The sequence below is a fragment of the Variovorax sp. BGA-UO-ETr-C22 genome, assembly GCF_059567965.1.
The window spans coordinates 59,679-84,271 of record NZ_JCAQPA010000004.1 but is presented as its reverse complement, the minus strand read 5'-3'; the positions used below and the strand labels follow the sequence as shown (position 1 = coordinate 84,271).

22 protein-coding genes are annotated in these 24,593 nt (G+C 68.7%); 16 read left to right on the top strand and 6 right to left on the bottom strand.

The window, feature by feature from the left end; translation table 11 throughout:
* Positions 1 to 121: 121 nt before the first annotated feature.
* On the bottom strand, positions 122 to 2,968 hold the full coding sequence (gene ppc / locus AC57B8_RS00925) for a phosphoenolpyruvate carboxylase (protein ID WP_307586635.1): 2,847 nt from the start codon (positions 2,966 to 2,968) through the stop codon (positions 122 to 124).
* A gap of 106 nt (positions 2,969 to 3,074) precedes the next feature.
* On the opposite strand from ppc, the gene hemC reads away from it, so the two are divergent.
* Genes hemC through AC57B8_RS00905 form a run of 4 tightly spaced genes read left to right on the top strand, consistent with a single transcriptional unit; the run spans position 3,075 to position 7,155 of the window.
* Positions 3,075 to 3,980 (top strand): hydroxymethylbilane synthase, encoded by a 906-nt coding sequence (gene hemC / locus AC57B8_RS00920; RefSeq protein ID WP_492738919.1) that lies wholly within the window; start codon positions 3,075 to 3,077, stop codon positions 3,978 to 3,980.
* A gap of 19 nt (positions 3,981 to 3,999) precedes the next feature.
* Positions 4,000 to 4,770: a uroporphyrinogen-III synthase gene (locus AC57B8_RS00915; protein WP_496478351.1), complete on the top strand. Its 771-nt coding sequence runs from the start codon at positions 4,000 to 4,002 to the stop codon at positions 4,768 to 4,770.
* Positions 4,767 to 5,861 (top strand): uroporphyrinogen-III C-methyltransferase, encoded by a 1,095-nt coding sequence (locus AC57B8_RS00910; protein WP_095949583.1) that lies wholly within the window; start codon positions 4,767 to 4,769, stop codon positions 5,859 to 5,861. Before AC57B8_RS00915 ends, AC57B8_RS00910 begins: the two co-directional genes overlap by 4 nt.
* 7 nt (positions 5,862 to 5,868) lie before the next feature.
* Entirely contained in the window at positions 5,869 to 7,155 is a 1,287-nt protein-coding gene (locus AC57B8_RS00905) for a heme biosynthesis protein HemY (RefSeq protein ID WP_062482750.1), read from the top strand.
* A gap of 31 nt (positions 7,156 to 7,186) precedes the next feature.
* Here the strand turns inward: AC57B8_RS00905 and AC57B8_RS00900 are convergent, their stop codons facing one another.
* Positions 7,187 to 8,755: an MFS transporter gene (locus AC57B8_RS00900; RefSeq protein ID WP_496478350.1), complete on the bottom strand. Its 1,569-nt coding sequence runs from the start codon at positions 8,753 to 8,755 to the stop codon at positions 7,187 to 7,189.
* Positions 8,756 to 8,866: 111 nt separating this feature from the next.
* On the opposite strand from AC57B8_RS00900, the gene AC57B8_RS00895 reads away from it, so the two are divergent.
* A complete protein-coding gene (locus AC57B8_RS00895; RefSeq protein WP_307694829.1) occupies positions 8,867 to 9,748 on the top strand; it encodes a LysR family transcriptional regulator in 882 nt (293 codons plus the stop codon).
* Between the two features lie 62 nt (positions 9,749 to 9,810).
* On the opposite strand, the gene AC57B8_RS00890 is transcribed toward AC57B8_RS00895, so the two are convergent.
* Positions 9,811 to 13,038: an Rne/Rng family ribonuclease gene (locus AC57B8_RS00890; RefSeq protein ID WP_496478349.1), complete on the bottom strand. Its 3,228-nt coding sequence runs from the start codon at positions 13,036 to 13,038 to the stop codon at positions 9,811 to 9,813.
* A gap of 548 nt (positions 13,039 to 13,586) precedes the next feature.
* Here AC57B8_RS00890 and AC57B8_RS00885 point away from each other — a divergent pair.
* From AC57B8_RS00885 to AC57B8_RS00870, 4 genes are read left to right on the top strand one after another with little or no spacing between them, the layout of a single operon-like run.
* Complete coding sequence (locus tag AC57B8_RS00885) at positions 13,587 to 14,687, top strand: RluA family pseudouridine synthase (RefSeq protein ID WP_062475576.1); 1,101 nt, start codon at positions 13,587 to 13,589, stop codon at positions 14,685 to 14,687.
* Positions 14,680 to 15,363: an HAD-IA family hydrolase gene (locus AC57B8_RS00880; RefSeq protein ID WP_495261033.1), complete on the top strand. Its 684-nt coding sequence runs from the start codon at positions 14,680 to 14,682 to the stop codon at positions 15,361 to 15,363. Before AC57B8_RS00885 ends, AC57B8_RS00880 begins: the two co-directional genes overlap by 8 nt.
* 10 nt (positions 15,364 to 15,373) lie before the next feature.
* Complete coding sequence (locus tag AC57B8_RS00875) at positions 15,374 to 15,742, top strand: Rieske (2Fe-2S) protein (RefSeq protein ID WP_070062237.1); 369 nt, start codon at positions 15,374 to 15,376, stop codon at positions 15,740 to 15,742.
* Between the two features lies 1 nt (position 15,743).
* The gene (locus AC57B8_RS00870) at positions 15,744 to 16,784 is read left to right on the top strand and encodes a S49 family peptidase (protein ID WP_159273190.1); all 1,041 of its coding nucleotides are present in this window, start codon (positions 15,744 to 15,746) and stop codon (positions 16,782 to 16,784) included.
* Between the two features lie 13 nt (positions 16,785 to 16,797).
* On the opposite strand, the gene AC57B8_RS00865 is transcribed toward AC57B8_RS00870, so the two are convergent.
* Genes AC57B8_RS00865 through AC57B8_RS00855 form a run of 3 tightly spaced genes read right to left on the bottom strand, consistent with a single transcriptional unit; the run spans position 16,798 to position 19,312 of the window.
* Positions 16,798 to 17,964, bottom strand: coding sequence for an MFS transporter (locus AC57B8_RS00865; RefSeq protein WP_496478348.1), 1,167 nt, complete (start codon positions 17,962 to 17,964; stop codon positions 16,798 to 16,800).
* Between the two features lie 2 nt (positions 17,965 to 17,966).
* A complete protein-coding gene (locus AC57B8_RS00860) occupies positions 17,967 to 18,734 on the bottom strand; it encodes an SAM-dependent methyltransferase (RefSeq protein ID WP_496478347.1) in 768 nt (255 codons plus the stop codon).
* Positions 18,731 to 19,312: a Maf family protein gene (locus AC57B8_RS00855; RefSeq protein WP_496478346.1), complete on the bottom strand. Its 582-nt coding sequence runs from the start codon at positions 19,310 to 19,312 to the stop codon at positions 18,731 to 18,733. The genes AC57B8_RS00860 and AC57B8_RS00855 overlap by 4 nt, the downstream gene beginning before the upstream one ends.
* An 86-nt stretch (positions 19,313 to 19,398) precedes the next feature.
* Here AC57B8_RS00855 and AC57B8_RS00850 point away from each other — a divergent pair, with 86 nt between their 5' ends.
* From AC57B8_RS00850 to acpP, 7 genes are all read left to right on the top strand, one after another.
* Positions 19,399 to 19,956 carry a YceD family protein gene (locus AC57B8_RS00850; RefSeq protein ID WP_496478345.1) on the top strand — a complete coding sequence of 186 codons (558 nt, stop codon included), beginning with the start codon at positions 19,399 to 19,401 and terminating at the stop codon, positions 19,954 to 19,956.
* Positions 19,957 to 20,129: 173 nt separating this feature from the next.
* The gene (gene rpmF / locus AC57B8_RS00845) at positions 20,130 to 20,312 is read left to right on the top strand and encodes a 50S ribosomal protein L32 (protein ID WP_057592299.1); all 183 of its coding nucleotides are present in this window, start codon (positions 20,130 to 20,132) and stop codon (positions 20,310 to 20,312) included.
* 61 nt (positions 20,313 to 20,373) lie between these two features.
* Positions 20,374 to 21,471, top strand: coding sequence for a phosphate acyltransferase PlsX (plsX, locus tag AC57B8_RS00840; protein WP_496478344.1), 1,098 nt, complete (start codon positions 20,374 to 20,376; stop codon positions 21,469 to 21,471).
* Positions 21,471 to 22,448 (top strand): beta-ketoacyl-ACP synthase 3, encoded by a 978-nt coding sequence (locus AC57B8_RS00835; protein WP_495271892.1) that lies wholly within the window; start codon positions 21,471 to 21,473, stop codon positions 22,446 to 22,448. Before plsX ends, AC57B8_RS00835 begins: the two co-directional genes overlap by 1 nt.
* Positions 22,449 to 22,499: 51 nt before the next feature.
* Entirely contained in the window at positions 22,500 to 23,453 is a 954-nt protein-coding gene (gene fabD, locus AC57B8_RS00830) for an ACP S-malonyltransferase (RefSeq protein ID WP_495271891.1), read from the top strand.
* A gap of 32 nt (positions 23,454 to 23,485) precedes the next feature.
* Entirely contained in the window at positions 23,486 to 24,229 is a 744-nt protein-coding gene (fabG, locus tag AC57B8_RS00825) for a 3-oxoacyl-ACP reductase FabG (RefSeq protein WP_062475549.1), read from the top strand.
* 100 nt (positions 24,230 to 24,329) lie between these two features.
* The gene (gene acpP, locus AC57B8_RS00820; protein WP_007830471.1) at positions 24,330 to 24,569 is read left to right on the top strand and encodes an acyl carrier protein; all 240 of its coding nucleotides are present in this window, start codon (positions 24,330 to 24,332) and stop codon (positions 24,567 to 24,569) included.
* The last annotated feature ends 24 nt before the right edge of the window (positions 24,570 to 24,593 follow it).

The window sequence follows — 24,593 nt, the reverse complement described above, 5'->3', positions numbered from 1 at the left end:
GAGAACTGTGAACGTGTCCCGACCGTACCCTTTTAAATGACCTTACAGGTACCTCATTGCCGACAGCGCACGTAGGAAAGGGCGCACAAGGCGCCCTTTGTCCATGGAGGCTGTGTGCAGGTCAGCCCGTGTTGCGCAGCCCCGCCGCCACCCCGTTGATCGAGATGTGGATGCCGCGCTGCAGCCGCTCGCCGCCGTCGCCCGCGCGATAACGCCGCATCAGTTCGACCTGCAGGTGGTGCAGCGGGTCGATGTAGGGGAAGCGGTGGCGCACCGAGCGCTGCATTTCTGCATTGCCTTCGAGCCGCTGCTTGGCGCCCGTGATGAGCGTGAGCGCGTCCGAGGTGCGTTGCCATTCGGCCTCGATCATCGAGAACACCTTCTGGCGCAGCTTGCGGTCGGTGACCAGTTCGGCATAGCGCGAGGCCAGCGCGAGGTCGCTCTTGGCCAGCACCATGTCCATGTTCGACAGCAGCGTGCGAAAGAACGGCCACTGCACGTACATGCGCTGCAGCAGCGCCTGGCGCTCCTTCTTGCCCGCGGCGGTGCCGGCGGCGGCCAGGAACTGCTCCACGCCCGAGCCGAAGCCGAACCAGCCCGGCAGCGTGAGGCGGCACTGGCCCCAGCTGAAGCTCCATGGCACGGCGCGCAGGTCGTCGATCTTGTGGCTCGGGTTGCGCGAAGCGGGGCGCGAGCCGATGTTGAGTTCGGCGATCTCGCGGATCGGCGTGGAGCCGAAGAAGTAGTCGCCGAAGCCCGGGGTCTCGTACACGAGCTTGCGGTACGCGGCCATGCTGGCGGTCGAGAGTTCGCCCGCGGCCGAGAGGAAGTTCGCCGGTGCCGACTTGCCCTGCGGCAGCAGCGTGGCTTCGAGCGTGGCGGCCACCAGCGTCTCGAGGTTGCGCCGGCCGATCTCGCGGTTGGCGTACTTCGAGCCGATGACTTCGCCCTGCTCGGTGAGGCGGATCTGGCCGCGCACCGTGCCCGGCGGCTGCGCCAGGATGGCCTGGTAGCTCGGGCCGCCGCCGCGTCCCACCGTGCCGCCGCGGCCATGGAACATGCGCAGGCGGATGGGGTTCTTTTTCTTCTTGTTCAGCTCGTCGAACAGCGACACCAGCGCGATGCCCGCGCGGTACAGCTCCCAGTTGCTGGTGAAGATGCCGCCGTCCTTGTTGCTGTCGGAGTAGCCCAGCATCACGTCCTGCTCGGCGCCCGAGCGTTCGATGAGCGCCTGGATGTTCGGCAGCGCGTAGAAGGCGCGCACGATGGGCGCGGCGTTGCGCAGGTCTTCGATGGTTTCGAACAGCGGCACCACGATCAGGTCGCAGGTCGCGTTGCTGTCCATCGCGCCGCGCAGCAGGCCCACTTCCTTCTGCAGCAGCAGCGCCTCGAGCAGGTCGCTCACCGTTTCGGTGTGGCTGATGATGTAGTGGCGGATGGCCGCCGCGCCGTAGCGCGCACGCGCGGTGCGCGCGGCCGCGAAGATGGCCAGTTCGCTTCGGGCGAGCGGCGAGTAGTCGGCGTCGGGCACGCGCAGCGGGCGCGCGTCGTCGAGCAGCTTGAGCAGCAGCGTCTGCTTGGCCTCTTCGGCCAGCGACGCATACGAGGGCTCGATGCGCGCGGTGGCCAGCAGCTCGGCGATCACGGCCTCGTGCTTGTCGGAACTCTGGCGCAGGTCGACCGTGGCCAGGTGGAAGCCGAACACCTCCACCGCGCGGATCAGCGGGCGCAGGCGCGGCGCCGCGAGCACGGTGCCGTGCTTCTCGACCAGCGACTCTTCGATGGTGCGCAGCTCGGCCAGGAATTCCTCGGCGTTCGCATACGGGTTCTGCGGCGCGACCGCATGGCGCGCGGCCTCGCCGCCGCTGAGTTCGCGCAGCGTGGCCGCCAGGCGCGCGTACACGCCGGTGAGGGCGCGGCGGTAGGGCTCGTCCTTGCGGTGCTCATTGGTGTCGGGCGAACGCTCGGCCAGCGCCTGCATCTCGACCGACACATCGACCAGCGTGGCCGACAGCGACAGCTCGCCACCCAGGTAGTGCACCTCGGTGAGGTAGTGGCGCAGCGCGAGTTCCGACTGGCGGCTCAGCGCGTACTCGAGCGTTTCGGCCGTGACGTTGGGGTTGCCGTCGCGGTCGCCGCCGATCCACTGGCCCATGCGCAGGAAGGGCGCGACCGAGGGCGTCTGCCCGCCTTGCACCAGCGCCTTCTCGAGGTCGGCGTACACGCGCGGAATTTCGCGCAGGAAGGTGGCTTCGTAGTAGCTCAGCGCGTTCTCGATCTCGTCGGCCACCGTGAGCTTGGAGAAACGCAGGATGCGCGTCTGCCAGATCTGCGTGACGCGGATGCGCACCTGGGTTTCGTTGTCGGCCAGCTCGATGGGCGAGAGCGCGTCTTTTCCGCCCGCATAGGCGTTCTGGCGCAGCTTGATCTCGTCGCGCGTGGTCAGCAGCAGGGCGATGGCGCGCTCGGCGTCGAGGATGCTCTTGCGCTGCACTTCGGTCGGGTGCGCCGTGAGCACGGGCGACACGTAGCTGTGGGCCAGCGAGGCGACGATCTCGTCGGGCTTGATGCCGGCCTTGCGGATGCGGGCCAGGGCGGTCTGCAGGTCGCCGTCGGCCTGCACGCCTTCGCGTTCGGCCTCGGTGCGGCGGCGGATCTGGTGGCGGTCTTCGGCCAGGTTGGCCAGGTGGCTGAAGTAGGTGAAGGCGCGGATCACGCGCACCGTTTCGGCGGCGCTCAGGCCCTTGAGCAGGTTCTTCAGCGCGCGGTCGGCGGCATGGTCGGCGTCGCGCCGGAACGACACCGATAGGGTGCGGATCTTCTCGACCAGCGCGTAGGTTTCGTCACCCTCCTGCTCCCGGATCACGTCGCCGAGGATTCGGCCCAACAGCCGGATGTCGTCGATCAATGGCTGGTCTTCGGTCTGGCGGCGCTTGGCGGGAGATGCAGGAGTCTTGCTGGCTTTCATTCGATGTTGTTCCTGGGGACTTGAATGGACGCGCCGCCTCCGTTGCTGCGGCGCAACATGCTAGCATTCCAGAGGTCAGAAACCATGTACTTTTTTGGGAGCGATCTTGAGCAACATCGTGATCGCCACGCGCGAAAGCCGGCTGGCCCTGTGGCAGGCCGAACACGTGCAAACGCTTTTGCAAGAACGAGGCCACAGCGTCAGCCTGCTGGGCATGACCACCCGTGGTGACCAGATCCTGGACCGCACGCTGAGCAAGGTCGGCGGCAAGGGCCTCTTCGTCAAGGAACTCGAAGCCGCGCTCGAAGACGGGCGCGCCGACATCGCCGTGCATTCGCTCAAGGATGTGCCGATGGAGCTGCCCGAGGGCTTCACGCTGGCCTGCGTGCTGGAGCGCGAGGACCCGCGCGACGCGCTGGTGTCGCCGCGCTACGCCTCGCTCGACGCACTGCCGCAGGGCGCGGTGGTCGGCACCTCCAGCCTGCGCCGCGTGGTGCTGCTGCGCGCGCAGCGGCCCGACCTGCGCATCGAACCGCTGCGCGGCAACCTCGACACCCGCCTGCGCAAGCTCGACGAAGGCCACTACGACGCCATCGTGCTCGCGGCGGCCGGGCTCAAGCGGCTGGGCCTCGAAGACCGCATCCGCGTCGCCTTCGACCCCGACACCATGCTGCCCGCCGCAGGGCAGGGCGCCCTCGGCATCGAGGTGCGCGCCGACCGCCAGGACCTCATCGACCTGCTGGCGCCGCTCGCCCACAAGGGCGACTGGCTCTCGACCACCGCCGAGCGCGCCGTGAGCCGCGCGATGGGCGGCAGCTGCTCCATGCCGCTCGCGGCCCATGCGCGCCGCCAGCCCGACGGCACGCTGCGCATCGACGCCGCCTGGGGCGACCCCGAAGGCGATGCGCCGCTGGTGCGCGTGCATGCGCAGGCCGAGGCCGGCGACTTCGCGGGGGCCGATGCCCTCGGCCAGCACGCCGCCGGGCTGCTGCGCGACGCCGGTGCCCACTGATCACGGTGGGCGCCGAGCGATGCGCGCGGGGCCTGTCATCGTCACGCGGCCGGCGCACGAAGCGGCGGCGTGGGTTCGTGATTTCCAGTCGGCCGGTCTCGAGGCCGTGGCGCTGCCATTGATCGCCATTGCGCCCGCGCTCGACGTCGAACCGCTGCGCGCCGCCTGGGCGCGGCTCGCGGACTACGCGGCGCTCATGTTCGTGAGCGCCACCGCCGTCGACAACTTCTTCCAGCACCGGGGCAGCTCGACCCTTGTCGGTTGCCGCTTCTGGGCCACCGGCCCCGGCACCGAGCGCGCACTGCTGCGCGCCGGCGTGCCACCCGCCGCCATCGACGCACCGCCACCCGGCGCCACGCGCTTCGACTCCGAGGCGCTGTGGGCGCTGGCCCACGGGCAGGTGTCGCCGGGCGTGCGCGTGCTCATCGTGCGCGGCGGCGACGAGGCCGGCCAGCCTGCCGGGCGCCAATGGCTGGCCCGCGAGATCGACGCCGCCGGCGGCGTGCGCGATACCGTCGTGGCCTACCGGCGCCTGGCGCCCGCGCTCGACGAGGCGCAGCGCCGCATCGCGACCGAAGCTGCCGCCGGATATGGCATCTGGCTCTTCAGCAGCTCGGAGGCCATCGGCAACCTGCAGCGCGCCATGCCGGGCACCTCGTGGCAGGCCGCGCGTGCCATCGCCACCCATGCACGCATCGGCGAAGCCGCGCAGGCCGCGGGTTTCGGGGCGTTGCGTGTCTGCACACCCCTGCGGGAAGCGCTGATCGCGTCGATAGAATCCTTCGCATGAGCGCCGCGTCCCCGTCCGACGACCTTTCTCCCCCTTCCGCCGCCCCGGTGCAGGTGCCCGCCACGGTGGCGCCGCACCAGACGCCCGCCGCCCAGGCGGCCGCGGCCACCCTGCTGGCACGCATCGGCATGGGCCTCGTGGCCCTCGTGGCGCTGATCGCGCTGCTGTCGACCATCGCGCTGTGGCAGAAGGTCGGCGGCATGAAGGAACAGCTCGCGCGCCAGAGCGCCGAGGCCACCGCCCAGTCGATGGAAGCGCGCACGCTGGCGCGCCAGGCCAGCGACACGGTGCGTGACGCCGCCGCCCGCGTGGCCCTCATCGAGACCCGCGTGGCCGAAGTCGCGCTGCAGCGCTCGCAGCTGGAAGAACTCATTCAAAGCCTCTCGCGTTCGCGCGACGAGAACCTGGTGATCGACATCGAATCCGCCGTGCGCCTCGCGCTGCAGCAGGCGCAGGTCACGGGCAGCCTCGAGCCGCTGCTCGCCGCGCTCAAGGCCGGCGACCTGCGCATCGCACGCGCCGCGCAGCCGCGGCTGGCGCCCGTGCAGCGCGCCATGCAGCGCGATGCCGACCGCCTGCGCAGCAGTGCCAGCACCGACAGTGCCGAAGCCCTGCAGAAGCTCGACGAACTGGTGCGCAGCGTGGACGACCTGCCCACGCTCAATGCGGTGGCCGTTCGCGGCAACGGCGTCAACGCCTGGCGTCCCGAGCCCATTCCCGCCGATGCGCCCTGGTGGCAGCGCGTGCTGCTGACCATCCGCGGCGAGGCCCGTTCGCTGGTGCGCGTGGGCCGCATCGAGAGCCCCGAAGCCGTGCTGCTGGCGCCCGAGCAGTCGTACTTCCTGCGAGAGAACCTCAAGCTGAAGCTGCTCAACGCACGGCTGTCGCTGTTGTCGCGCCAGATGGACGCCGCGCGTGGCGAACTGGGCCAGGTCACCGCGTCGCTCAACCGCTATTTCGATCCGGCCTCGCGCCGCACGCAGGCCGCCGCCACGCAGCTGCAGCAACTGCAGCAGCTCGTGCGCAGCACGGAGCCGGTGCGCATCGACGACACGCTGGCCGCGCTGACCACCGCGGCCGCAGGGCGCTGATCCGCTCATGCGCGCTGCAATCTGGCTCCTCGCGCTGTTCGCCGTCGCCGCGGCGGTGGCGCTGTTCGCCGGCAACAACCAGGGCACGATCACCGTGTTCTGGCCGCCGTGGCGGGTCGATCTCTCGCTGAACCTCGTGCTCGTGATCCTGCTGCTGACCTTCGTGCTGCTGCACGTTGCGTTGCGCGCGCTCGCGGCGCTGTTCTCGCTGCCCACGCAGGCGCGCCACTGGCGGCTGCAGCAGAAGGAACGCATGCTGCACTCCGCCTTGCTCGATGCGATGGTGCAGCTGATCGCCGGCCGCTTCTCGCGCGCCCGCAAGGCCGCGCAGGCCGCGCTCACGCAGGAAAAGACACTGGCCGCGCTCGGCGCCGAGCTGCCGCAGGCGCAGCAGGTGCGTGTGCTGTCGCACCTGCTGGCCGCCGAAAGCGCGCAGGCCCTGCAGGACAAGGCCGCGCGCGACGCCCATCTGCAGCAGGCCCTCAACGAAAGCGCCGACCGCACCGTGCTCGCGAGCCCTGAAACCCGCGAAGGCGTGCAGCTGCGCGCCGCACGCTGGGCGCTCGACGACCGCGACCCCACGGCCGCGCTCGCACGGCTCGAAGAACTGCCGCAAGGCGCGCAACGTCGCACGCTGGCGCTGCGGCTGCGGCTCAAGGCCGCGCGCCAGGACCGCCGCACGGTCGAGGCGCTCGACACCGCGCGCCTGCTGGCCAAGCACCGCGCCTTCTCCGACGCGGCGGCGCAAAGCATCGTGCGCGGCCTCGCAACCGAGCTGCTGACCGGCGCGCACGACCCGGCACAGCTGCTGCGTGCGTGGTCCGAACTCGATTCCGCCGAACGCCAGATGCCCGAAGTGGCCATCCACGCGGCCCAGCGCATGGTCGCGCTGCGTGGCGACCTGGCATTGGCGCGCGGCTGGCTGCTGCCGGCCTGGGAGCGCATGGTGGCGAACCCGCGCGGCCTCGGCGACGGGCTGCGCGTGAAGCTCACGCGCGCGCTCGAAGCAGGGCTCGACTCGGTGGATGCCGACTGGCTCGCGCGCATCGAGAGCGCGCAGCGCAACAACCCGCGCGACGCCAACCTGCAGTACCTCGCCGGCATGGCCTGCATGAAGCGCCAGCTCTGGGGCAAGGCCCAGCAGCTGCTCACGCAGGCCGGGCTGGGCCTGCAGGACCCCGACCTCTACCGGCGCGCCTGGCTCGCGCTGGCCCAGCTGGCCGAGGCGCGCGAAGACCACGCGCAGGCCGCCGACGCGTGGAAGCGCGCGGCGCAGGTCGACAACACGCCCTGAGCGTTGTCCCGGTCCGCCGTGCGGCCTGGCTTCAGGAGCACGCGGATTCCTTGGCGGTCGCCAGGCCTGCCGTTCGCACCGACGACTTGCCATTGCCGAAGATCAGCAGGCTGACGCCGGCCAACACCCACACCCCGATCCCACCGTAGAGCATCACCCAGCCGAAGCTGTGCACCAGCGCCGCGTGCACGGCGGCGCCCGACGGATCGGCCTGCGCCAGCGTCGGGAACTGCTCGGGCAGCGACGCGAAGCTGCCCGCCGCGACTTTCTCGGCCAGCGCGCGCAGCTGCTCTGCATCGAGCGATGCCGACAGGGCGCTCTTCAGGTGCGCGTGAATCCCTTCGAGCAACAGGAAGCCCATCAGCGCGATGTTCACGGCCAGCGTGATCAGCCGCGCGCTCATGTCCATGCCCGAGGCCATGCCCGCGCGGGCGCTCGACACCGAGCCGGTGGTGGTGTTGGTCACGGGCGTGTTCGTCAGGCCCAGCCCGATGCCGGCCAGCAGGCAGCCGGGCAGCAACGTGAGCCAGCTCGCATGCGCCACGCCGCTGCCCCAGCGCATCGCGATGAAGCCCAGGCCGATCACGAACAGCCCCGCCGGGATGACCACACCGGGCCGGTAGCGCACCGACAGGCGCTCGGCCAGCGGCGGCAGCACGAGCGTGGGCAACGTGTAGGCCAGCAGCGCCGAGCCGGCCGTGACGGCGTCGTAGCCCAGGCCGCTCTGGAAGTAGATCGGCAGGTAGATCATGAACGGCCAGAAGCTGAAGTTCATGCCGATGGAGCCGACGATCGAGCCCGAGAAATTGCGAATGCGGAACACCGAGAAGTCGAACATCGGGTGCGGGTTGATCTTCTCCACCCACACGAAGACCGCGAAGCAGGCCAGCGTCGCCACGAGGATGCCCACGGCCACAGGGCTCGCGAACCCGAGGCCCGGCCCCTGCGTGATGAAGTACGTGAGGCCGAACACCGCGAGCGACAGCGTGACGATGCCGGGCAGGTCGAGCCGTTTCGCGTCGGGGTCGCTGGACTCTTCCACGCTGCCCCACACGAGCGCCAGCGCCACCACGGCCAGCGGCACATGGACCAGGAACACCCAGTGCCAGCTCGACAGCGCGACGATGGCGCCGCCGACGATCGGCCCGAAGCCCAGCCCCATGCCGAACACCACGCCCCAGATGGCGAAGGCCTTGCTGCGTTCCTTGCCTTCCTGGAACTGGTGCGAGAGCACCGCGAGCTGGCAGATCAGCATCGCGCCACCGGCCAGGCCCTGCAGGAAGCGGCTGACGATCAGCACCGGCGCGTTGCCCGCGATGCCGCAGGCCAGCGAGGTGGCGCCGAACAGCACCACGCCGACGATCAGCACGCGCTTGCGGCCGTAGCGGTCGGCCAGCGTGCCGGCAGCCATCAGCACCGTGGTGCAGGCGATGGTGTAGGCGTTCATGATCCACTGCATGTCGCTGAAGTCGCCATGCAGTGATTTTTCGAGCGTGGGAAGAATGACCGGCACGCTGGAGATTTCCAGGCCGAACATCAGGGCAATCAGGCAGACCGCGGACAGGGCGATCCGGTTCTTGCCGGCAGGGGAGAGGGACATCGAACGGTTTCCAAAAAGGCAGAGCGGCCGATTCTGGTGAAACCCTCTTCATGATGGAAATGATTTGATTTCCTAGAATTCATTAGGAAACATCATTTATCCAGGATCGCCATGGACTTCGACCCCACGCTGTTGCGCGCCTTCGTGGCCGTCAAGGAAACCGGCGGCTTCACGCGCGCCGCTGAGCGCCTGCACCTGACCCAGTCGGCCATCAGCCACCAGATCCGCAAGCTGGAAGAGCAGGTGGGCCGGCCGCTGCTGCACCGCACGACGCGCCGTCTCACGGTGACGGAGGACGGTGAAGATTTCCTGCGCTACGCGACGCAGATCCTCGACACGCTCGACGCGATGACGCGGCGCTTCCAGCCCTCGCCGATCTCGGGCGTGGTGCGCTTCGGCGTGCCGGACAACTTCATGGGCGACCGCCTGCCGCCGCTGCTCTCGCAGTTCGCGCGCGGGTTCCCGGCCGTGCGCATGGAGGTCTGCGTGAGCATGCACACCGACTTGCGCGCGGCCATCCGCGCCGGCGAGCTCGACCTCGCGGTCGTGATGTCGCCGCCCGACGTGGTGGAGGGCACCTGCCTGCGGCGCACGCAACTGGTGTGGGCCGCGGCCGAGGCCTTCGAGGCGCCGAAGGGCGCATCGCTGCCGCTGGCCTTCTTTCCGAAGCCGTGCGTCAACCGGCAAGTGGCCGGGTCGGCGCTCGACCTCGCGTCGTCGCTCGACTGGCACGTGGTCTTCACCTCGGCCAGCCCACAGGGCATTCGCGCGGCGGTGCTGGCGGGGCTGGCGGTGACGGTGCTCACGCGCGAAGAGGTGGAGCCGGGCATGAAGATCGTCGACGGCCGCTACGGCCTGCCGCCGCTGCCGAGCGTGAACTTCTCGCTGATCTGGAGCGAGAACGGCAAGACGCCGTGCGCCTGCCGCTTCGGGCAACTGATCCTGGAGATGCCGGACCTGCCCGGCGTCGAGGCGCTGCCGCCGCAGGCCTGAATTCCGAAGCAAAAAAAAACGGCGCCACGAAGGCGCCGTTTTCATTTGCGAGGAGGCAGGGCTCAGAGCGAGCGCTGCTGTTCCTGCGGCTGCTGTTGCTGTTCGAACGGCAGCGACATCGAACCGAGGTCGCGGCGGGTTTCGACCAGCACCAGCGGGCCTTCGTCGAGCACGATCACCGGCGGGCGTTCGCGCGGCACGTGCACCGGCTTCGGCTCGGCGGCGATCGCGGCGCGCGCCTGCGCGATGCGTTCGGCATCCGAGTTGACCCACTGCAGGCCCGAGCTTTCCGCGATCTGCGCGAGTTCGTTCAGCGGCAGTTCGAAGGCCTGCACCTTGGGCAGTGCGCGGCCGTTGCCGGCGGGCGCTGCTGCTGCGGGCTTGGCCGCGGCTTCGACCACGATGGGCGCTGCGACGGGTGCCGGTGCGGGCGCGGCGGGGCGCTCGAAGCGCGGCTGCTCCTGCACCTGCGGCGCGGGTTCGCGCACTTCGACCGCGGTGGCGACCACGGCCACTGCAGCGGCTTCCGCCACCAGCGGCAGTTGCTGCTGCGGCTGGCGCTCGGCCTGGCCTTCGGCAGCCACGGCGCCTTCGGCGACCGGTGCGGCGTCTGCGCCGTTGGCTTCGTTGCCACCGTTGCCGGCGTCGTCACGCGGACCGCGTTCGCGGCGGTCACGGCCGTAACGGTCGCGCGAACGGCCGCGGCGCTCTTCGCCTTCGCGGCGGGGGGCTTGCTGCTCGTTGCCTTCGTTGTTGCCTTGCTCGGCATCGCCGGCGGCAGCCGATTCGGCTACGCGTGCGTCGCCTTCGTTGGCGGCAGGCGCGTCGTTGCGGCGCTCGCGGCGGCCGTCGTTGCGCTCACCGCGCGGGCCGCGCGACTCGTCGCCACGGCCGTTGCGGGGCTGGCGCTCGCTGTCGCCGGCGGTGGCTTCATCGCGCGGCTGTTGCTGCTGTGCGTCGCCGTTGCGCTCACCGCGCTCGTTGCGTTCGCCGCCACGTTCACCACGCTCGCCACGTTCACGGCGCTCGCCGCGGGCGCGGGGTGCGCGTTCCGCTGCGGCATTGCCGTTCTCGTCGCCGCCGGGTGCCGGCTGCTGTTGCTGCGCGTCGAGGTTCAGGTTGCCGTCGAGCAGGGCTTCGGCCGGCGCGTTGCGGCCTTCGCCACCTTCGCGGCGCTCGCCGCGACCGCCACGGCGTTGTTCGCCGTCGCGCGGTGCGCGTGCTTCACGGGGCTCGCGTTGCTCGCGTGCCGGGTTGGTGCTGTCGTTGCGCTGCTCGGTGTTGCGAGCCTCGCCGCGGCGTTCGCCACCGCCGCCTTCACGGCGCTCGCCGCCGCGTCCGCCACGGCGGTCGCCGTCGCGTCCACCCGAACGGCCGCCGCCTTCGCCACGGCCTTCGCCGCCGCGTCCGCCGCGGCGCTGTTCGCCGTCGGCGCCGCGCGCACCGCGCGTTTCGCCGTCACGGCCCGGACGACCGCCTTCGCGGCGGGGCTTCGGTGCTTCGACCGGAATGGCGCTGGGGGCCGGTGCCGGTGCGGGCGCCGGCGAGGCGCCGCCGAAGAAGCTCTTGATCCAGGCCATGAAGCCGGTCTGTGCCGGGGCCGGAGCGACCACCGCGGGCGGGGCCACCGGTGCGGGCGCGGGCGCAGCGCGCACCGCTTCGGGCTTGGGCGGCACCACGGGCGCGGGTGCGTCGGGCAGCACGCCCTTGATGACCGGCGTCTGCTTGTTGGTGGGTTCTTGCGAGCGGCGCGTGACCGAGGTCGGGTCTTCGATCTCGTCGGCCATCTTGTAGCTGGCTTCGATGTGATCGAGGCGCGGATCGTCGTGCTTCAGGCGCTCGAGCTTGTAGTTCGGCGTTTCGAGCGTCTTGTTGGGCACCATCAGCACGGTGACGCGCTGCTTGAGCTCGATCTTGGCGATTTCGGGGCGCTTTTCGTTCAGCAGGAACGAAGCGACTTCCACGGGCACCTGCACATGCACGGCGGCCGTGTTGTCCTTCATGGACTCTTCCTGAATGATGCGCAGGATCTGCAGCGCGCTCGATTCGGTGTCGCGGATGTGGCCCGAGCCGCCGCAACGGGGGCAGGGGATCGACGAACCTTCGGACAGCGCCGGCTTCAGGCGCTGGCGGCTCATTTCCATCAGGCCGAACTTGCTGATCGAACCGAACTGCACGCGGGCGCGGTCTTGCCGGAGCGCGTCGCGCAGGCGGCTTTCGACTTCGCGGCGGTTCTTCGACTCGTCCATGTCGATGAAGTCGATGACGATCAGGCCGCCCAGGTCGCGCAGGCGCATCTGGCGGGCCACTTCGTCGGCGGCTTCGAGGTTGGTGCGGGTGGCGGTTTCTTCGATGTCGCCGCCCTTGATGGCGCGGGCCGAGTTCACGTCCACCGACACCAGTGCTTCGGTGTGGTCGATCACGATGGCGCCGCCCGAAGGCAGCTGCACGGTGCGGGCGTAGGCCGACTCGATCTGGTGCTCGATCTGGAAGCGGCTGAACAGCGCCGCGTCGTCGCGGTAGCGCTTCACGCGGGCGGCATGCTCGGGCATGACGTGCGCCATGAACTGCTGCGCCTGGTCGTAGATGTCGTCGGTGTCGATCAGGATGTCGCCGATGTCGTGATTGAAGTAATCACGGATGGCGCGGATGACGAGCGACGATTCCTGATAGATCAGGAAGGCGCCCTTGCCGCCCTTGGCCGCGCCGTCGATGGCGGTCCACAGCTTGAGCAGGTAGTTCAGGTCCCACTGGAGTTCGGGCGCCGAGCGGCCGATGCCGGCGGTGCGCGCGATGATGCTCATGCCCTTCGGGTACTCGAGCTGGTCCATCGCCTCCTTGAGTTCGGCGCGGTCGTCGCCCTCGATGCGGCGCGACACGCCACCGCCACGGGGGTTGTTGGGCATCAGCACGACATAGCGGCCGGCCAGCGAGATGAAGGTGGTGAGGGCCGCGCCCTTGTTGCCGCGTTCTTCCTTTTCGACCTGGACGGTGAGTTCCTGGCCTTCACGGATCACGTCCTGGATGCGGGCCTGGCTGGCCGACACGCCTTCGGCGAAGTACTGCTTGGAGATTTCCTTGAACGGCAGGAAGCCGTGGCGGTCTTCGCCGTAGTCGACGAAACAGGCTTCGAGCGACGGCTCGACGCGGGTCACGACCGCCTTGTAGATGTTGCCCTTGCGCTGTTCGCGCCCTTCGATTTCGATTTCGTAGTCGAGCAGTTTCTGCCCGTCGACGATGGCCAGGCGGCGTTCTTCGGCCTGCGTGGCATTGATCAGCATCCGCTTCATGATGCGTTGTCCTTATATGTATCGTTCTACCGGCTCATGACGAGCCAACGATGCACGGACGACGCCCGCGAAACCAGGGAATTGCCGCTTGGCCCCGGATGCTGTGACTGCCGCGCCAGGCGCGAACAGGCCTCTCGAGCGTCAGCTCAAGAAGACAGCCGGGGTGGGGGCGCGTGGATGGGCGCGAGCCAGATTCGGTGTTGGGTGGCTGCCTTTTTGACAGCCGGTTGCGCAAGGGTGGCGCGCACTGCGGGCGATTCAATGCCTGAGGCGACTGGTCGAAACCAGGTCGACCAGCGCAGGCATATTTGAATCAGCAGCATCAACACAACAAGGGACTCGCTTCGATCCGCCTGCAGCTTGGAAGCTGCAGGCTGGGTATTCCGTATCGGTGTTTCGTGGGTGTCGGCTTGACTTGGGTGCCTGGCCTGCCACTTTGCGCGATTGCGCGGGGTTTGCGGGCTGGACGCCAAAGCGGCATCGACCTCACAGCATGGTCGTCAGTGCTCTAAACTTCTGTCTAATCAAGCACTTACACGACCGCGCTGGTGAAAAACATTATAGGTGCGAAGAAAAGCCCCGCGGGGGCTCCAAATCCCGCGGATCGACCCGCGGGCGCCGACACCGGCACGCCGCACGCCGCCATCCACTTCCTGACCGTTGACGCCGAATCTGCTGGGCAGCGGCTCGACAACTTCCTGTTTCGCCATCTGAAAGGCGTGCCGAAGACGCACGTCTACCGGATCATCCGGTCGGGCGAAGTGCGCATCAACAAGGGCCGGGCCCAGGCTGAGACCCGCATCGAAGACGGTGACTTGGTCCGGATTCCGCCGGTCCGCATATCGCCGCGCGCCGAAGAGGGCGCCACGCCGCCCGCGCCGGCGCGCGAGTTTCCCGTGCTGCTCGAAGACGAGGCCGTGCTGGCCATCGACAAGCCCGCCGGTGTCGCGGTGCACGGCGGCAGCGGCGTGAGCTTCGGCGTGATCGAACAATTGCGCACGGCGCGTCCGGGCGCCAAGTTCCTGGAACTGGTGCACCGGCTCGACCGCGAAACCTCCGGCATCCTGCTGGTCGCCAAGAAGCGCAGCGCACTGGTGGCATTGCAGGACCAGTTTCGCGAGCGCGAAACCGGCAAGACCTACCTGGCGCTGGTCGAAGGCGACTGGCCCGCCAACAAGAAGGTGCTCGACGCGCCGCTGGCCAAGTACCTGCTGCCCGACGGTTCGGGCGCCGGTGCCGGCGAACGCCGCGTGCGCGTGGTCGCCAAGGACCACCCCGACGCCATGCGCGCCGTCACGCTGGTGCGCGTGCTGGCTCGCCTCAGCCTGCCGGGCGACGCCACGCCGCTGTCATTGCTGGCGGTGACCATCAAGACCGGGCGCACCCACCAGATCCGCGTGCACCTGGCCTCGGCCGGGCATCCGATTGCCGGCGACGACAAATATGGCGAGTCCGATCGGCAACGTGCCTTGCACAAACTCGGCCTCAAGCGCATGTTCCTGCATGCGTGGCGGCTGCAATTCAACCACCCGGCCAGCGGCGAGCGCATCGCGCTGCAGGCCGGACTGCCGCCCGAGCTGCATGCGCTGATGTCGCGTGCGGCGCTCGAGGCGATGGCGCAACACCCCACCCCCACGGCCCATGACTGATTCTTCCGCCAGCTCTGTTCGTTCCCCTCGCTTCGACCTGATCGCCTTCGACTGGGACGGCACGCTCTACGACTCCACCCGCCTGATCGTGCGCTGCATCCAGGCGGCCGTGGTCGATGTCGGCGGTGCCAAGCCCAGCGAGGACGATGCCGCCTGGGTGATCGGCCTGGGCCTGGCCGAGGCGCTCGCGCGCGCGGCGCCCGACGTGCCGAAGGAAAAGTACCCCGAGCTCGGTGCCCGCTACCGCTATCACTTCCTGCAGCACCAGGACGACCTCGTGCTGTTCGACGGCGTGCTGCCCATGCTCGATGCGCTGCGCGCGCGCGGCCACAAGCTGGCCGTGGCCACGGGCAAGTCGCGCCGCGGCCTCAACGAGGCCCTGAAGACGGTGGCGTTGCGCGACCGCTTCGACGCCTCGCGCACCGCCGACGAAACCTTCGGCAAGCCGCATCCGCGCATGCTGCTCGAACTCATGGAAGAGCTCGACGTGCCGGCCGAGCGCACGCTGATGATCGGCGACACCACGCACGACCTGCAGCTGGCGCAGAACGCCGGCTGCGCCAGCGTGGGCGTGGGCTTCGGCGCGCACGCGTCGTCCACCTTCGACGAATTCAAGCCGCTGTACGTGGCGCAGTCGATCGCCGAGCTGCAGGCCTGGCTGCTCGAGAACGCCTGAGGGCCAAGGCATGAGCGACTCGCGCATCCCGCTGTGCAATGCCTCGGACCTGGTCGAGGGCGGCAACGCCGTGCCCTTCGACGTGGTCCACGGCGGCGAAACCTGCCGTGCCTTCGCGGTGCGCTTCGAGGGCCTGCCGCATGCGTACCTCAACCGCTGCAGCCATGTGGCGATGGAGATGGACTTCCAGCCCGACCGCTTCTTCGACGACAGCGGCCAGTGGCTGCTGTGCGCGACCCACGGCGCCGTCTACAAGCCCGACACCGGCGAATGCGCGGGCGGGCCCTGCCGCGGCGGGCTCGTGAAGATCGCGCTGAGTGAAGAAGACGGCGTGGTGCACTGGCATACTGACTGGAACCTCCAACCTCTTTCCTTCTGACATGACCGATCCGAATCGCAGGGAACCCCAGGGTTTCGAACCGCTGGAGCCGGCCGTCCCCCTCACGACATCCCAAGACAGCCCCCGCACCATGGCCCAAGATCCCACGCAGCGCCCCGGGTGGGAGCGCGCGACGCTCGAGAAACTCGCGTTCGCCTCCCTGAATGAGCAGAAGGCCACGCGCCGCTGGAAGACCTTCGTGCGCCTGGGCTGGCTGGCCTTCTTCGTGTTCCTGGCCTGGTTTGCGTTCTCGCGCAGCACGCCCAGCACCGCCAAGACCACGGCCCACACGGCCGTCGTCGAGATCAAGGGCGAGATCGCCAACGGCGGCGACGCCAGCGCCGAGTTCGTGATCGCCGCCATGAAGACGGCTTTCGAGGACGAGGGCGCCAAGGGCGTGGTGCTGCTGATCAACTCGCCCGGCGGCAGCCCGGTGCAGGCCGGCATCATCAACGACGAGATCAAGCGCCTGAAGGCCAAGCACAAGAAGCCGGTCTACGCGGTGGTCGAAGAAACCTGCGCCTCGGCGGCGTACTACATCGCCGCCGCCGCCGACAAGATCTTCGTCGACAAGGCCAGCATCGTCGGCAGCATCGGCGTGCTGATGGACGGCTTCGGCTTCACCGGCGTGATGGAAAAGGTCGGCGTCGAGCGCCGCCTGCTGACGGCCGGTGAAAACAAGGGCTTCCTCGATCCGTTCAGCCCGATGAACGACGCGCAGCGCGCGCATGCCCAGTCGATGCTCAACCAGATCCACACGCAGTTCATCAACGTGGTGAAGGCCGGCCGCGGCGATCGCCTCAAGCTCGACACCCCGGGCCTGTTCAGCGGCCTGTTCTGGAGCGGCGAACAGGCCGTCGAGTTCGGCCTGGCCGACCAGCTGGGCAACGTCGACTTCGTGGCACGCGAGGTGATCAAGGCCGAGGAAGTCATCGACTACACGCGCCGCGACAACGTGGCCGAGAAGCTGGCCAAGAAGTTCGGCGCCGCCATGGGTGCGGCCTCGGTGAGTGCGCTGAAGACTTCGCCGGCGCTGCGCTGAGCGCGGCTTTTTTTCAGGCGGCGCTGCTGTCGTCGCTGCCGGTGAAGCGGGCCGAGGCTGCCAGCGCGGCGGCAAAGGCCACCACCACATAGAGCGCGGCGGTCAGGGAGCTGACCCGCGCCAGCAGGCCGATCACCGCGGGCCCTGCCATGAACCCCAGGTAAGCGATGGCCGACACGGCCGCAATGCCGTTGGCGGGCGCCACGCCCGGCACGCGGGCCGAAGCGCCGAACAGGATCGGCACCACGTTCGCAAAACCGACGCCGACGCCAGCGAAGCCCAGCAAGGCGAGCCAGGGCAGGTCGGTCAGCAATACCAGCGTCATCGCCCCCGCCGCCAGCAGGCCGCTGCCGCGCAGCAAGGCCGTGGGTGAGAAGCGGGCGCGCATCGCGTCGCCACCGAAACGCGCAGCCGCCATCGCGGCGGAAAAGCTCGCATAGGCCAGCGCGGCCTGCTGCTGCGGGCTGCCCAGCTCCTGCTGCATGTAGAGCACGCTCCAGTCGTAGATGGCGCCCTCGGCGATCAGCCCCAGCGCGGCCAGCACGCCGAGCACCGCGAGCACGCCGCGTGGCAGACGAAAGCCGTGGTCCGCCGCAGCCGCACCGTCGGCGGGTGCGGCCGGCGTGGGCAGCATGCGCGTCGACGCGATTGCGACCAGCCCGATCATCACCACGGCCACCGTCCACAAGTGGGTCTGCGGCGCCATGCCGGCGGCCAGCGCCGCGCTGCCGCTCGCGGCGCCGACCATGCCGCCGAGGCTGAACATGCCGTGCATGCCGCTCATCAACGGCTGATTGCCGCGCAATTCGAGCTGCGCGGCTTCGGTGTTGATCGCCACGTCGAACACGCTGGTGACCAGGCCGAACACCGCCAGCAGGCCCAGCAGCGCGGCGTAGCCGGGCATCGCGATCAGGCCGGCAATCAACAGTGCGTAGATGCAGCCGCACAGCGCGGCCATGCGGCGCGGGCCGTGGCGGCCGATCCAGCGACCTGCGCTCGTCAGCCCAACCATTGCTCCAGCGCCCGCCGCGAGCATGGCGAGCCCGAGCTGCGCCTCGTCGATGGCGTAGTGCGCCTTGACCGTCGGCACGTGCACGCCCCAGGTCGCGAAGATGAAGCCCGACGCGAAGAACTGGGCGCGCGACGCCCAGCGCGTACCGGCCGTGACGCCCGGCCCCACCCTCAGCGCCCGATCGCGAACACGGCGGGCAGGCGCTCGTCGGTCGTGGCCTGCGGCTTGGCGGCGCGCCAGGCTTTCACCGTCTCGCTGCGCACCTGTGCGGTGGCGAGCGTCAGGCCGCGCGCGACGGCGAGGCGGGTGTTGTGCTGCAACGTCTGCACCAGCGCCTGCAGCAGGGCCGCGTTGCGGTACGGCGTTTCGATGAAGAGCTGCGTCTGGCCGGTCTTGAGTGCGAGCGCCTCGAGCTCGCGGATGCGCGCCTGGCGCTCGCCGCCGTCCTGCGGCAGGTAGCCGACGAAGGCGAAGTTCTGTCCGTTCAAGCCGCTTGCTGCGAGGGCCAGCAGCAAAGACACCGGTCCGGTGAGCGGCACGACGGTGATGCCCAGGTCGTGCGCGGCGCGCGCCACCGAGGAGCCCGGGTCGGCCACGGCGGGCATGCCGGCTTCGCTCAGCAGGCCGATGTCGTGGCCTGCGAGCGCGGCGGCCAGCAGCGGGCGGGCGTCGAACTGGCCAGCGTGGTCGCCTTTCTTGTGCACCTCGCGCGGCAGTTCCTGGATGTCCTGGGCCTGCAGCGGCGCGGCCAGCGGCACGACGGCATCGATGCGCTTCAGGTAGGCGCGGGCCGACTTGGCGTTCTCGCAGATCCAGTGCGTGATGCCCGCGGCGGCCTGCAGCGTGCCCAACGGCAGGGCGTCCTGCAGCGGGGCCTGGAGGTCGCAGCCGAAATCGAGCGGCGCGGGGACAAGGTAGAGCTTGCCTTTTGTGGTCACAGCAGGTCGATCCCCGCGGCGCGCAGCATCCGGCAGGTGCGGATCAGGGGCAGGCCGACCAGCGCGGTGGGGTCGTCGCTGTCGATGGCGTCGAGCAGCGCGATGCCGAAGCCCTCGCTCTTGGCGCTGCCGGCGCAGTCGTAGGGCTGTTCGGCTAATAGATAGCGCTCGATGGCGGCGTCCGAGAGGTCGCGGAACACCACGCGCACGGGGGCGATGTCGCGCTGGACGAAGCCCGTGGCATGGCAGACGACGGCCACGGCGGTCTGGAAGATCAGCGTTTGGCCGCGCATGCGGCGCAATTGGGCGGTGGCCCGTGCGTGGTCGCCGGGCTTGCCGAGCGCTTCGCCCGCCAGGTCGGCGACCTGGTCGGAGCCGATCACCACCGCCTCGGGAAAGCGCGCGGCCACGGCGTTGGCTTTTTCCAGCGCCAGGCGCTCGGCGAGCGCGCGGGGCGTTTCGCCGTCGAGCGGGGCTTCGTCGACTTCGGGGGCGTGCACCTCGAAGGGCAGATGGAGGCGGGTGAGCAGTTCGCGCCGGTAGCGCGAGGTCGAGGCGAGGATCACGGTGCGTTGCATGCAGCGATTGTGCGTGAGCGACCGGACCCGACCGGCTCGACGGGTTGCTCGCCTGGGAGGCTGGCCGGCGCGCTAGACTGGGACGGATGAAGAGAGAATTTGCCCCCGAAAGGCTCAATGTGCCCGCGTTCACCGCGGCGGCTGCCACGCTGGATGGTGCCGATCCGGTTCCGGGTTTCGCGCGACTGGTCGCCGAACTGGCGACGCCGGCCACCGACGCCGTGGTCCGCTGGGAAGCGACCGGCGAAGAGCGCCCCGGCGCCGACGGTAAGGCGACGCCCTGGCTGCACCTGGATGTCGAAGCCACCGTGCCCCTGGTCTGCCAGCGCTGCCTGTCGCCGGTCGATACCGAATTGTTCGTGGACCGCTGGTTCCGTTTCGTGGCCGATGAGGCCGCGGCCGAGGCGGAAGACGAGGAGTCCGACGAAGACCTGCTGGTCGTCAGCCGCGATTTCGACCTGCGCGGGCTCATCGAGGACGAACTGCTGATGGAGATCCCCGTCATGCCGGTCCACGACGTGTGCCCGACGCCGGTGCGCCTGTCGTCCAGCGACGACGATTTTCAGGCGGCCGAAGAGGCCAAGCCGAACCCCTTCGCCGTGCTCGGCGCGTTGCGTCCGCGCAAGCCGGAAGAGGGCAAGTAGCCCTTTCTCTCCGGCTGGGCTATAATCATGGGCTTCGCGCGCGCCGCCGTGAGCAGCAATGCATACAAGGCAAAGGCAGAACGTGGCATTCCATGCATGCCGCCGGAGCTTTCGCCTCATTGCCACCGCTTGAGCCCGCATCCAGTCACCCACCTAACCGTCCAGGAGCCATCATGGCCGTCCAGCAAAACAAGAAGTCGCCTTCCAAGCGCGGCATGCACCGTTCCCACAACGCCCTGGGCGTGCCCGGCATCGCTGTCGAGCCCACCACCGGCGAAACGCACCTGCGCCACCACATCAGCCCGAACGGTTTCTACCGCGGCCGTCAGGTGCTCAAGAACAAGTCCGAAGCCTGATCTCGAATCCCAAGGCCAAGGCCCGAAGCTACTTTTGCTGTAGCGTCGGGCCTTTGTTTTGATGGCTGCGCCTTTTTCTCCCGAACTCACTGCTGCGCCCGCCGCAATCACGCTCGCCGTGGATTGCATGGGGGGTGACCATGGGCCGCGTGTCACGCTCGCGGCCTGCCGCGCGTTTCTCGAGCGGCACAGCGAAGCCTCGTTGCTGCTCGTCGGTGTGCCGGCCGCATTGGCGGGGTTTGCCGACCATCCGCGCGCCCGCATCGTACCGGCCAGCGAAGTCGTCGGCATGGACGATCCCATCGAAATCGCCCTGCGCAAGAAGAAAGACTCTTCGATGCGCGTCGCGATCCAGCAGGTCAAGGATGGCGCGGCGCAAGCGGCGATATCTGCCGGCAACACAGGCGCATTGATGGCGATCGCACGCTATCTCCTCAAGACGCTCGATGGCATCGATCGTCCTGCCATTGCGCCCCAGCTGCCCAATGTGAAGGGTGGGGCGACCACCGTGCTCGATCTCGGTGCGAACGTCGATTGCGACGCCGAAGACCTGCTTCAGTTTGCCGTGCTGGGTTCGGCGCTCGTTTCGGCATTGACCGGCAACGAATCGCCTTCGGTCGGCTTGCTCAATATTGGTGAAGAAGCCATCAAGGGCAGCGAAACCATCAAGAAGGCCAGTCAACTGCTGCGTGCAGCTGCCAACTCCAAGGATCTGAACTTCTACGGCAACGTCGAAGGGAACGACATTTTCAAGGGCACGACCGACATCGTCGTGTGCGACGGATTTGTCGGCAACGTGGCGCTGAAGGCCAGCGAAGGCGTCGCGTCGATGATCGGCGAGTTCATTCGTGTCGAGTTTTCGCGAAACATTCTCACGAAACTGGCGGCTATTGTTGCTTACCCGGTTCTAAAAGCGTTCAAAGGTCGCCTGGATCACCGTCGCTACAACGGTGCGGCCTTGCTGGGCCTGCGCGGGCTGGTGTTCAAGAGCCATGGCTCGGCCGACGAAGTGGCTTTCGGCCATGCGTTGGATCGCGCTTATGATGCCGCTCGCAACAACCTGCTCGATCGCGTGCGGGCCCGCATCGCCCACGCCGCGCCTTTGCTCGCGCGGCAGGAGTCGGCGGTGCCGGCCGACGCGACAGCCCTTCACGCTTGATGACCCCTTTTTCGCGCATTACCGGCACCGGCAGCTACCTGCCCCCCCGCCGCGTCACCAATGACGACCTTGCCAAGGATCTGGCGACACGCGGCATCGAAACTTCCGATCAGTGGATCGTCGAGCGCACCGGCATTCACGCGCGCCACTTCGCGGCGCCCGATGTCAGCAGCAGCGATCTCGGCCTCGAAGCCGCGAAGCATGCACTGGAAGCCGCCGGCCGCAAGGCGAGCGACGTCGACCTGATCATCGTCGCGACCTCGACGCCGGACATGGTGTTCCCGTCGTCGGCCGCGATCCTCCAGCACAAGCTCGGCATTGCCGGCTGCCCGGCCTTCGACGTCCAGGCGGTCTGCAGCGGTTTCGTCTACGCACTGACGGTGGCCGACGCGATGATCCGCACGGGCACCGCGCGCTGCGCGCTGGTGATCGGCGCCGAAGTGTTCTCCCGCATCCTCGACTTCAACGACCGCACCACCTGCGTGCTGTTCGGCGACGGCGCGGGCGCGGTGGTGCTCGAGGCTTCCGACGAACCTGGCATTCTGGCCAGCGACCTGCATGCGGACGGCAAGCACGTCGGCATCCTGTGCGTACCCGGCCATGTGTCGGGTGGCAACGTGCTCGGCACGCCGCTGCTGCACATGGACGGCCAGGCCGTCTTCAAGCTGGCGGTCCGCGTGCTCGAAGATGCCGCGCGCGCCACGCTGGCCAAGGCCGACAAGACCGAGGCTGACATCGACTGGCTGATTCCGCACCAGGCCAACATCCGAATCATGGAAGGCACGGCCAAGAAGCTGAAGCTGCCGCGCGAGAAGCTGGTCGTCACGGTGCACGAGCACGGCAACACCTCGGCCGCCTCGATCCCGCTGGCGCTCGACGAAGCCGTGCGCTCGGGCAAGGTGAAGAAGGGTGAGACCCTCATGCTGGAAGGCGTGGGCGGTGGCTTCACCTGGGGCGCGGTGCTATTGAATCTGTAGTGCGTCGCGGCGCCCCGAAGCGGGCGTCGGCGCGATGACGAAGAAACAACAATGAAATCCTTTGTTTTTGTCTTTCCAGGTCAGGGCTCGCAGGCGGTCGGCATGCTCGACGCCTGGGGCGATCACCCGGCCGTGGTCGAGACCTTGCGTGAAGCCTCCGAAGCGTTGGGCGAAGACATCGGTGCACTGATCAAGAACGGTCCCAAGGAAGAACTGGCGCTCACCACCAACACGCAGCCCGTGATGCTGGTGGCTGGCGTGGCCGCCTGGCGTGCCTGGCTGGCCGAAGGCGGCGCCACGCCGTCCGTGGTCGCCGGTCATTCGCTGGGCGAGTATTCGGCGCTGGTGGCCTCGGGCGTGCTCACGCTCTCGCAGGCCGCACCGCTGGTGCGTTTTCGTGCGCAGGCTATGCAGCAGGCGGTGCCGGTCGGTGTCGGCGCGATGGCGGCGATCCTCGGCATGGCGTCCGACAAGGTGGTCGCCGGCTGCGCCGAAGCCACCGCCACGTTCGGCCCCGGCAGCGCCGAAGTGGTCGAGGCCGTGAACTTCAACGATCCGATGCAGACCGTGATCGCCGGCAGCAAGGCCGCGGTCGACAAGGCCTGCGAGCTGCTGAAGGCCAACGGCGCCAAGCGCGCATTGCCGCTGCCGGTGTCGGCGCCGTTCCATTCGAGCCTGATGAAGCCTGCGGCCGAAGCCCTGCGCGAGAAGCTCGCGAGCGTGGCGCTGGCCGCGCCGCAGATTCCGGTGCTCAACAACATCGACGTGGCCGTCGAGACCGATGCCGATCGCATCCGCGACGCCCTGGTGCGCCAGGCCGCCGGTCCGGTGCGCTGGGTCGAGAGCGTTCAGGCCTTGAAACTGCGCGGTGCAACCGCCATCATCGAGTGCGGTCCCGGCAAGGTGCTGGCCGGCATGGTGAAGCGCATCGCCCCCGAACTGGAAGCCGCGTCGGTGTACGACCCAGCCACCCTCGCGGACGTCCGACAGTCGCTCGCCGGCTGAACGCCGCCAGGCCCCGATACTTTTTCTCTTTTATGAGCACTCCCAAATTCGAAGGCCAGGTCGCCCTGGTCACCGGCGCAACGCGCGGCATCGGCGCTGCCATTGCACTCGAACTCGCGCAGCGCGGCCTCAAGGTCGTGGGCACCGGCACCACCGACGATGGCGCCGCCAAGATCACCCAGGCGCTGAGCGCGTTCGACGGCCGCGGCCGTGCGCTCGACGTGAACGACGGTGCTGCCGTCGAAGCCCTGATCGACGAGATCGTGCAGGCTTACGGCGCGATCCACGTGCTGGTCAACAACGCCGGCATCACGCGCGACACGCTCGCCATGCGCATGAAGGACGACGACTGGGACGCGGTGCTTGACACCAACCTCAAGGCCGTCTTCCGTCTCTCGCGCGCGGTGATCCGCCCGATGATGAAACAGCGCTATGGCCGCATCATCAGCATCACGAGCGTGGTGGGCGCGTCCGGCAATGCCGGCCAGGCCAACTACGCGGCCGCCAAGGCCGGCGTGTCGGGCATGACCCGTGCGCTGGCCCGCGAACTCGGCAGCCGCAACATCACGGTCAACTGTGTCGCGCCGGGCTTCATCGAAACCGACATGACGGCCAGCCTGCCGGAAGCCCAGCAACAGGCGCTGCTCTCGCAGATCCCGCTGGGCCACCTGGGCAAGCCGGCCGACATCGCGCATGCGGTGGCCTACCTCGCATCGCCGCAGGCCTCGTACGTGACGGGGCAGGAGCTGCACGTCAACGGCGGCATGCACATGTAGCCGAAAGGCGCAATCTTTTTCCGTACCGGAGCGCGGGGCAAATGCCACGGGCCGCCCGGCTAAAATCCACCAGTTACCTACAACCCTTAGAGGGAATCAAATGAGCGATATCGAAGCACGTGTCAAGAAAATCATCGCCGAGCAACTCGGCGTGGAAGAGTCCCAAGTGACGAACGAAAAGGCTTTCGTGGCCGACCTCGGCGCTGACTCGCTCGACACGGTCGAACTCGTGATGGCACTCGAAGACGAGTTCGGCATCGAGATCCCGGACGAAGACGCCGAGAAGATCACGACGGTGCAGAACGCCGTCGACTACGCCACCAAGAATCAAAAGGCCTGATCGGCCAGCTGACACTGCAACGAC

Excerpts from the sequence above, each read along its gene's own strand:
- acpP (WP_007830471.1), top strand. The coding sequence starts at position 24,330 with ATGAGCGATATCGAAGCACGTGTCAAGAAAATCATCGCCGAGCAACTC.
- AC57B8_RS00855 (WP_496478346.1), bottom strand. The coding sequence starts at position 19,312 with ATGCAACGCACCGTGATCCTCGCCTCGACCTCGCGCTACCGGCGCGAA.
- AC57B8_RS00875 (WP_070062237.1), top strand. The coding sequence starts at position 15,374 with ATGAGCGACTCGCGCATCCCGCTGTGCAATGCCTCGGACCTGGTCGAG.
- ppc (WP_307586635.1), bottom strand. The coding sequence starts at position 2,968 with ATGAAAGCCAGCAAGACTCCTGCATCTCCCGCCAAGCGCCGCCAGACC.
- AC57B8_RS00905 (WP_062482750.1), top strand. The coding sequence starts at position 5,869 with ATGCGCGCTGCAATCTGGCTCCTCGCGCTGTTCGCCGTCGCCGCGGCG.
- AC57B8_RS00850 (WP_496478345.1), top strand. The coding sequence starts at position 19,399 with ATGAAGAGAGAATTTGCCCCCGAAAGGCTCAATGTGCCCGCGTTCACC.
- fabG (WP_062475549.1), top strand. The coding sequence starts at position 23,486 with ATGAGCACTCCCAAATTCGAAGGCCAGGTCGCCCTGGTCACCGGCGCA.
- plsX (WP_496478344.1), top strand. The coding sequence starts at position 20,374 with ATGGCTGCGCCTTTTTCTCCCGAACTCACTGCTGCGCCCGCCGCAATC.
- AC57B8_RS00870 (WP_159273190.1), top strand. The coding sequence starts at position 15,744 with ATGACCGATCCGAATCGCAGGGAACCCCAGGGTTTCGAACCGCTGGAG.
- AC57B8_RS00880 (WP_495261033.1), top strand. The coding sequence starts at position 14,680 with ATGACTGATTCTTCCGCCAGCTCTGTTCGTTCCCCTCGCTTCGACCTG.
- AC57B8_RS00900 (WP_496478350.1), bottom strand. The coding sequence starts at position 8,755 with ATGTCCCTCTCCCCTGCCGGCAAGAACCGGATCGCCCTGTCCGCGGTC.
- AC57B8_RS00895 (WP_307694829.1), top strand. The coding sequence starts at position 8,867 with ATGGACTTCGACCCCACGCTGTTGCGCGCCTTCGTGGCCGTCAAGGAA.
- AC57B8_RS00910 (WP_095949583.1), top strand. The coding sequence starts at position 4,767 with ATGAGCGCCGCGTCCCCGTCCGACGACCTTTCTCCCCCTTCCGCCGCC.
- rpmF (WP_057592299.1), top strand. The coding sequence starts at position 20,130 with ATGGCCGTCCAGCAAAACAAGAAGTCGCCTTCCAAGCGCGGCATGCAC.
- AC57B8_RS00915 (WP_496478351.1), top strand. The coding sequence starts at position 4,000 with ATGCGCGCGGGGCCTGTCATCGTCACGCGGCCGGCGCACGAAGCGGCG.
- AC57B8_RS00835 (WP_495271892.1), top strand. The coding sequence starts at position 21,471 with ATGACCCCTTTTTCGCGCATTACCGGCACCGGCAGCTACCTGCCCCCC.
- AC57B8_RS00890 (WP_496478349.1), bottom strand. The coding sequence starts at position 13,038 with ATGAAGCGGATGCTGATCAATGCCACGCAGGCCGAAGAACGCCGCCTG.
- fabD (WP_495271891.1), top strand. The coding sequence starts at position 22,500 with ATGAAATCCTTTGTTTTTGTCTTTCCAGGTCAGGGCTCGCAGGCGGTC.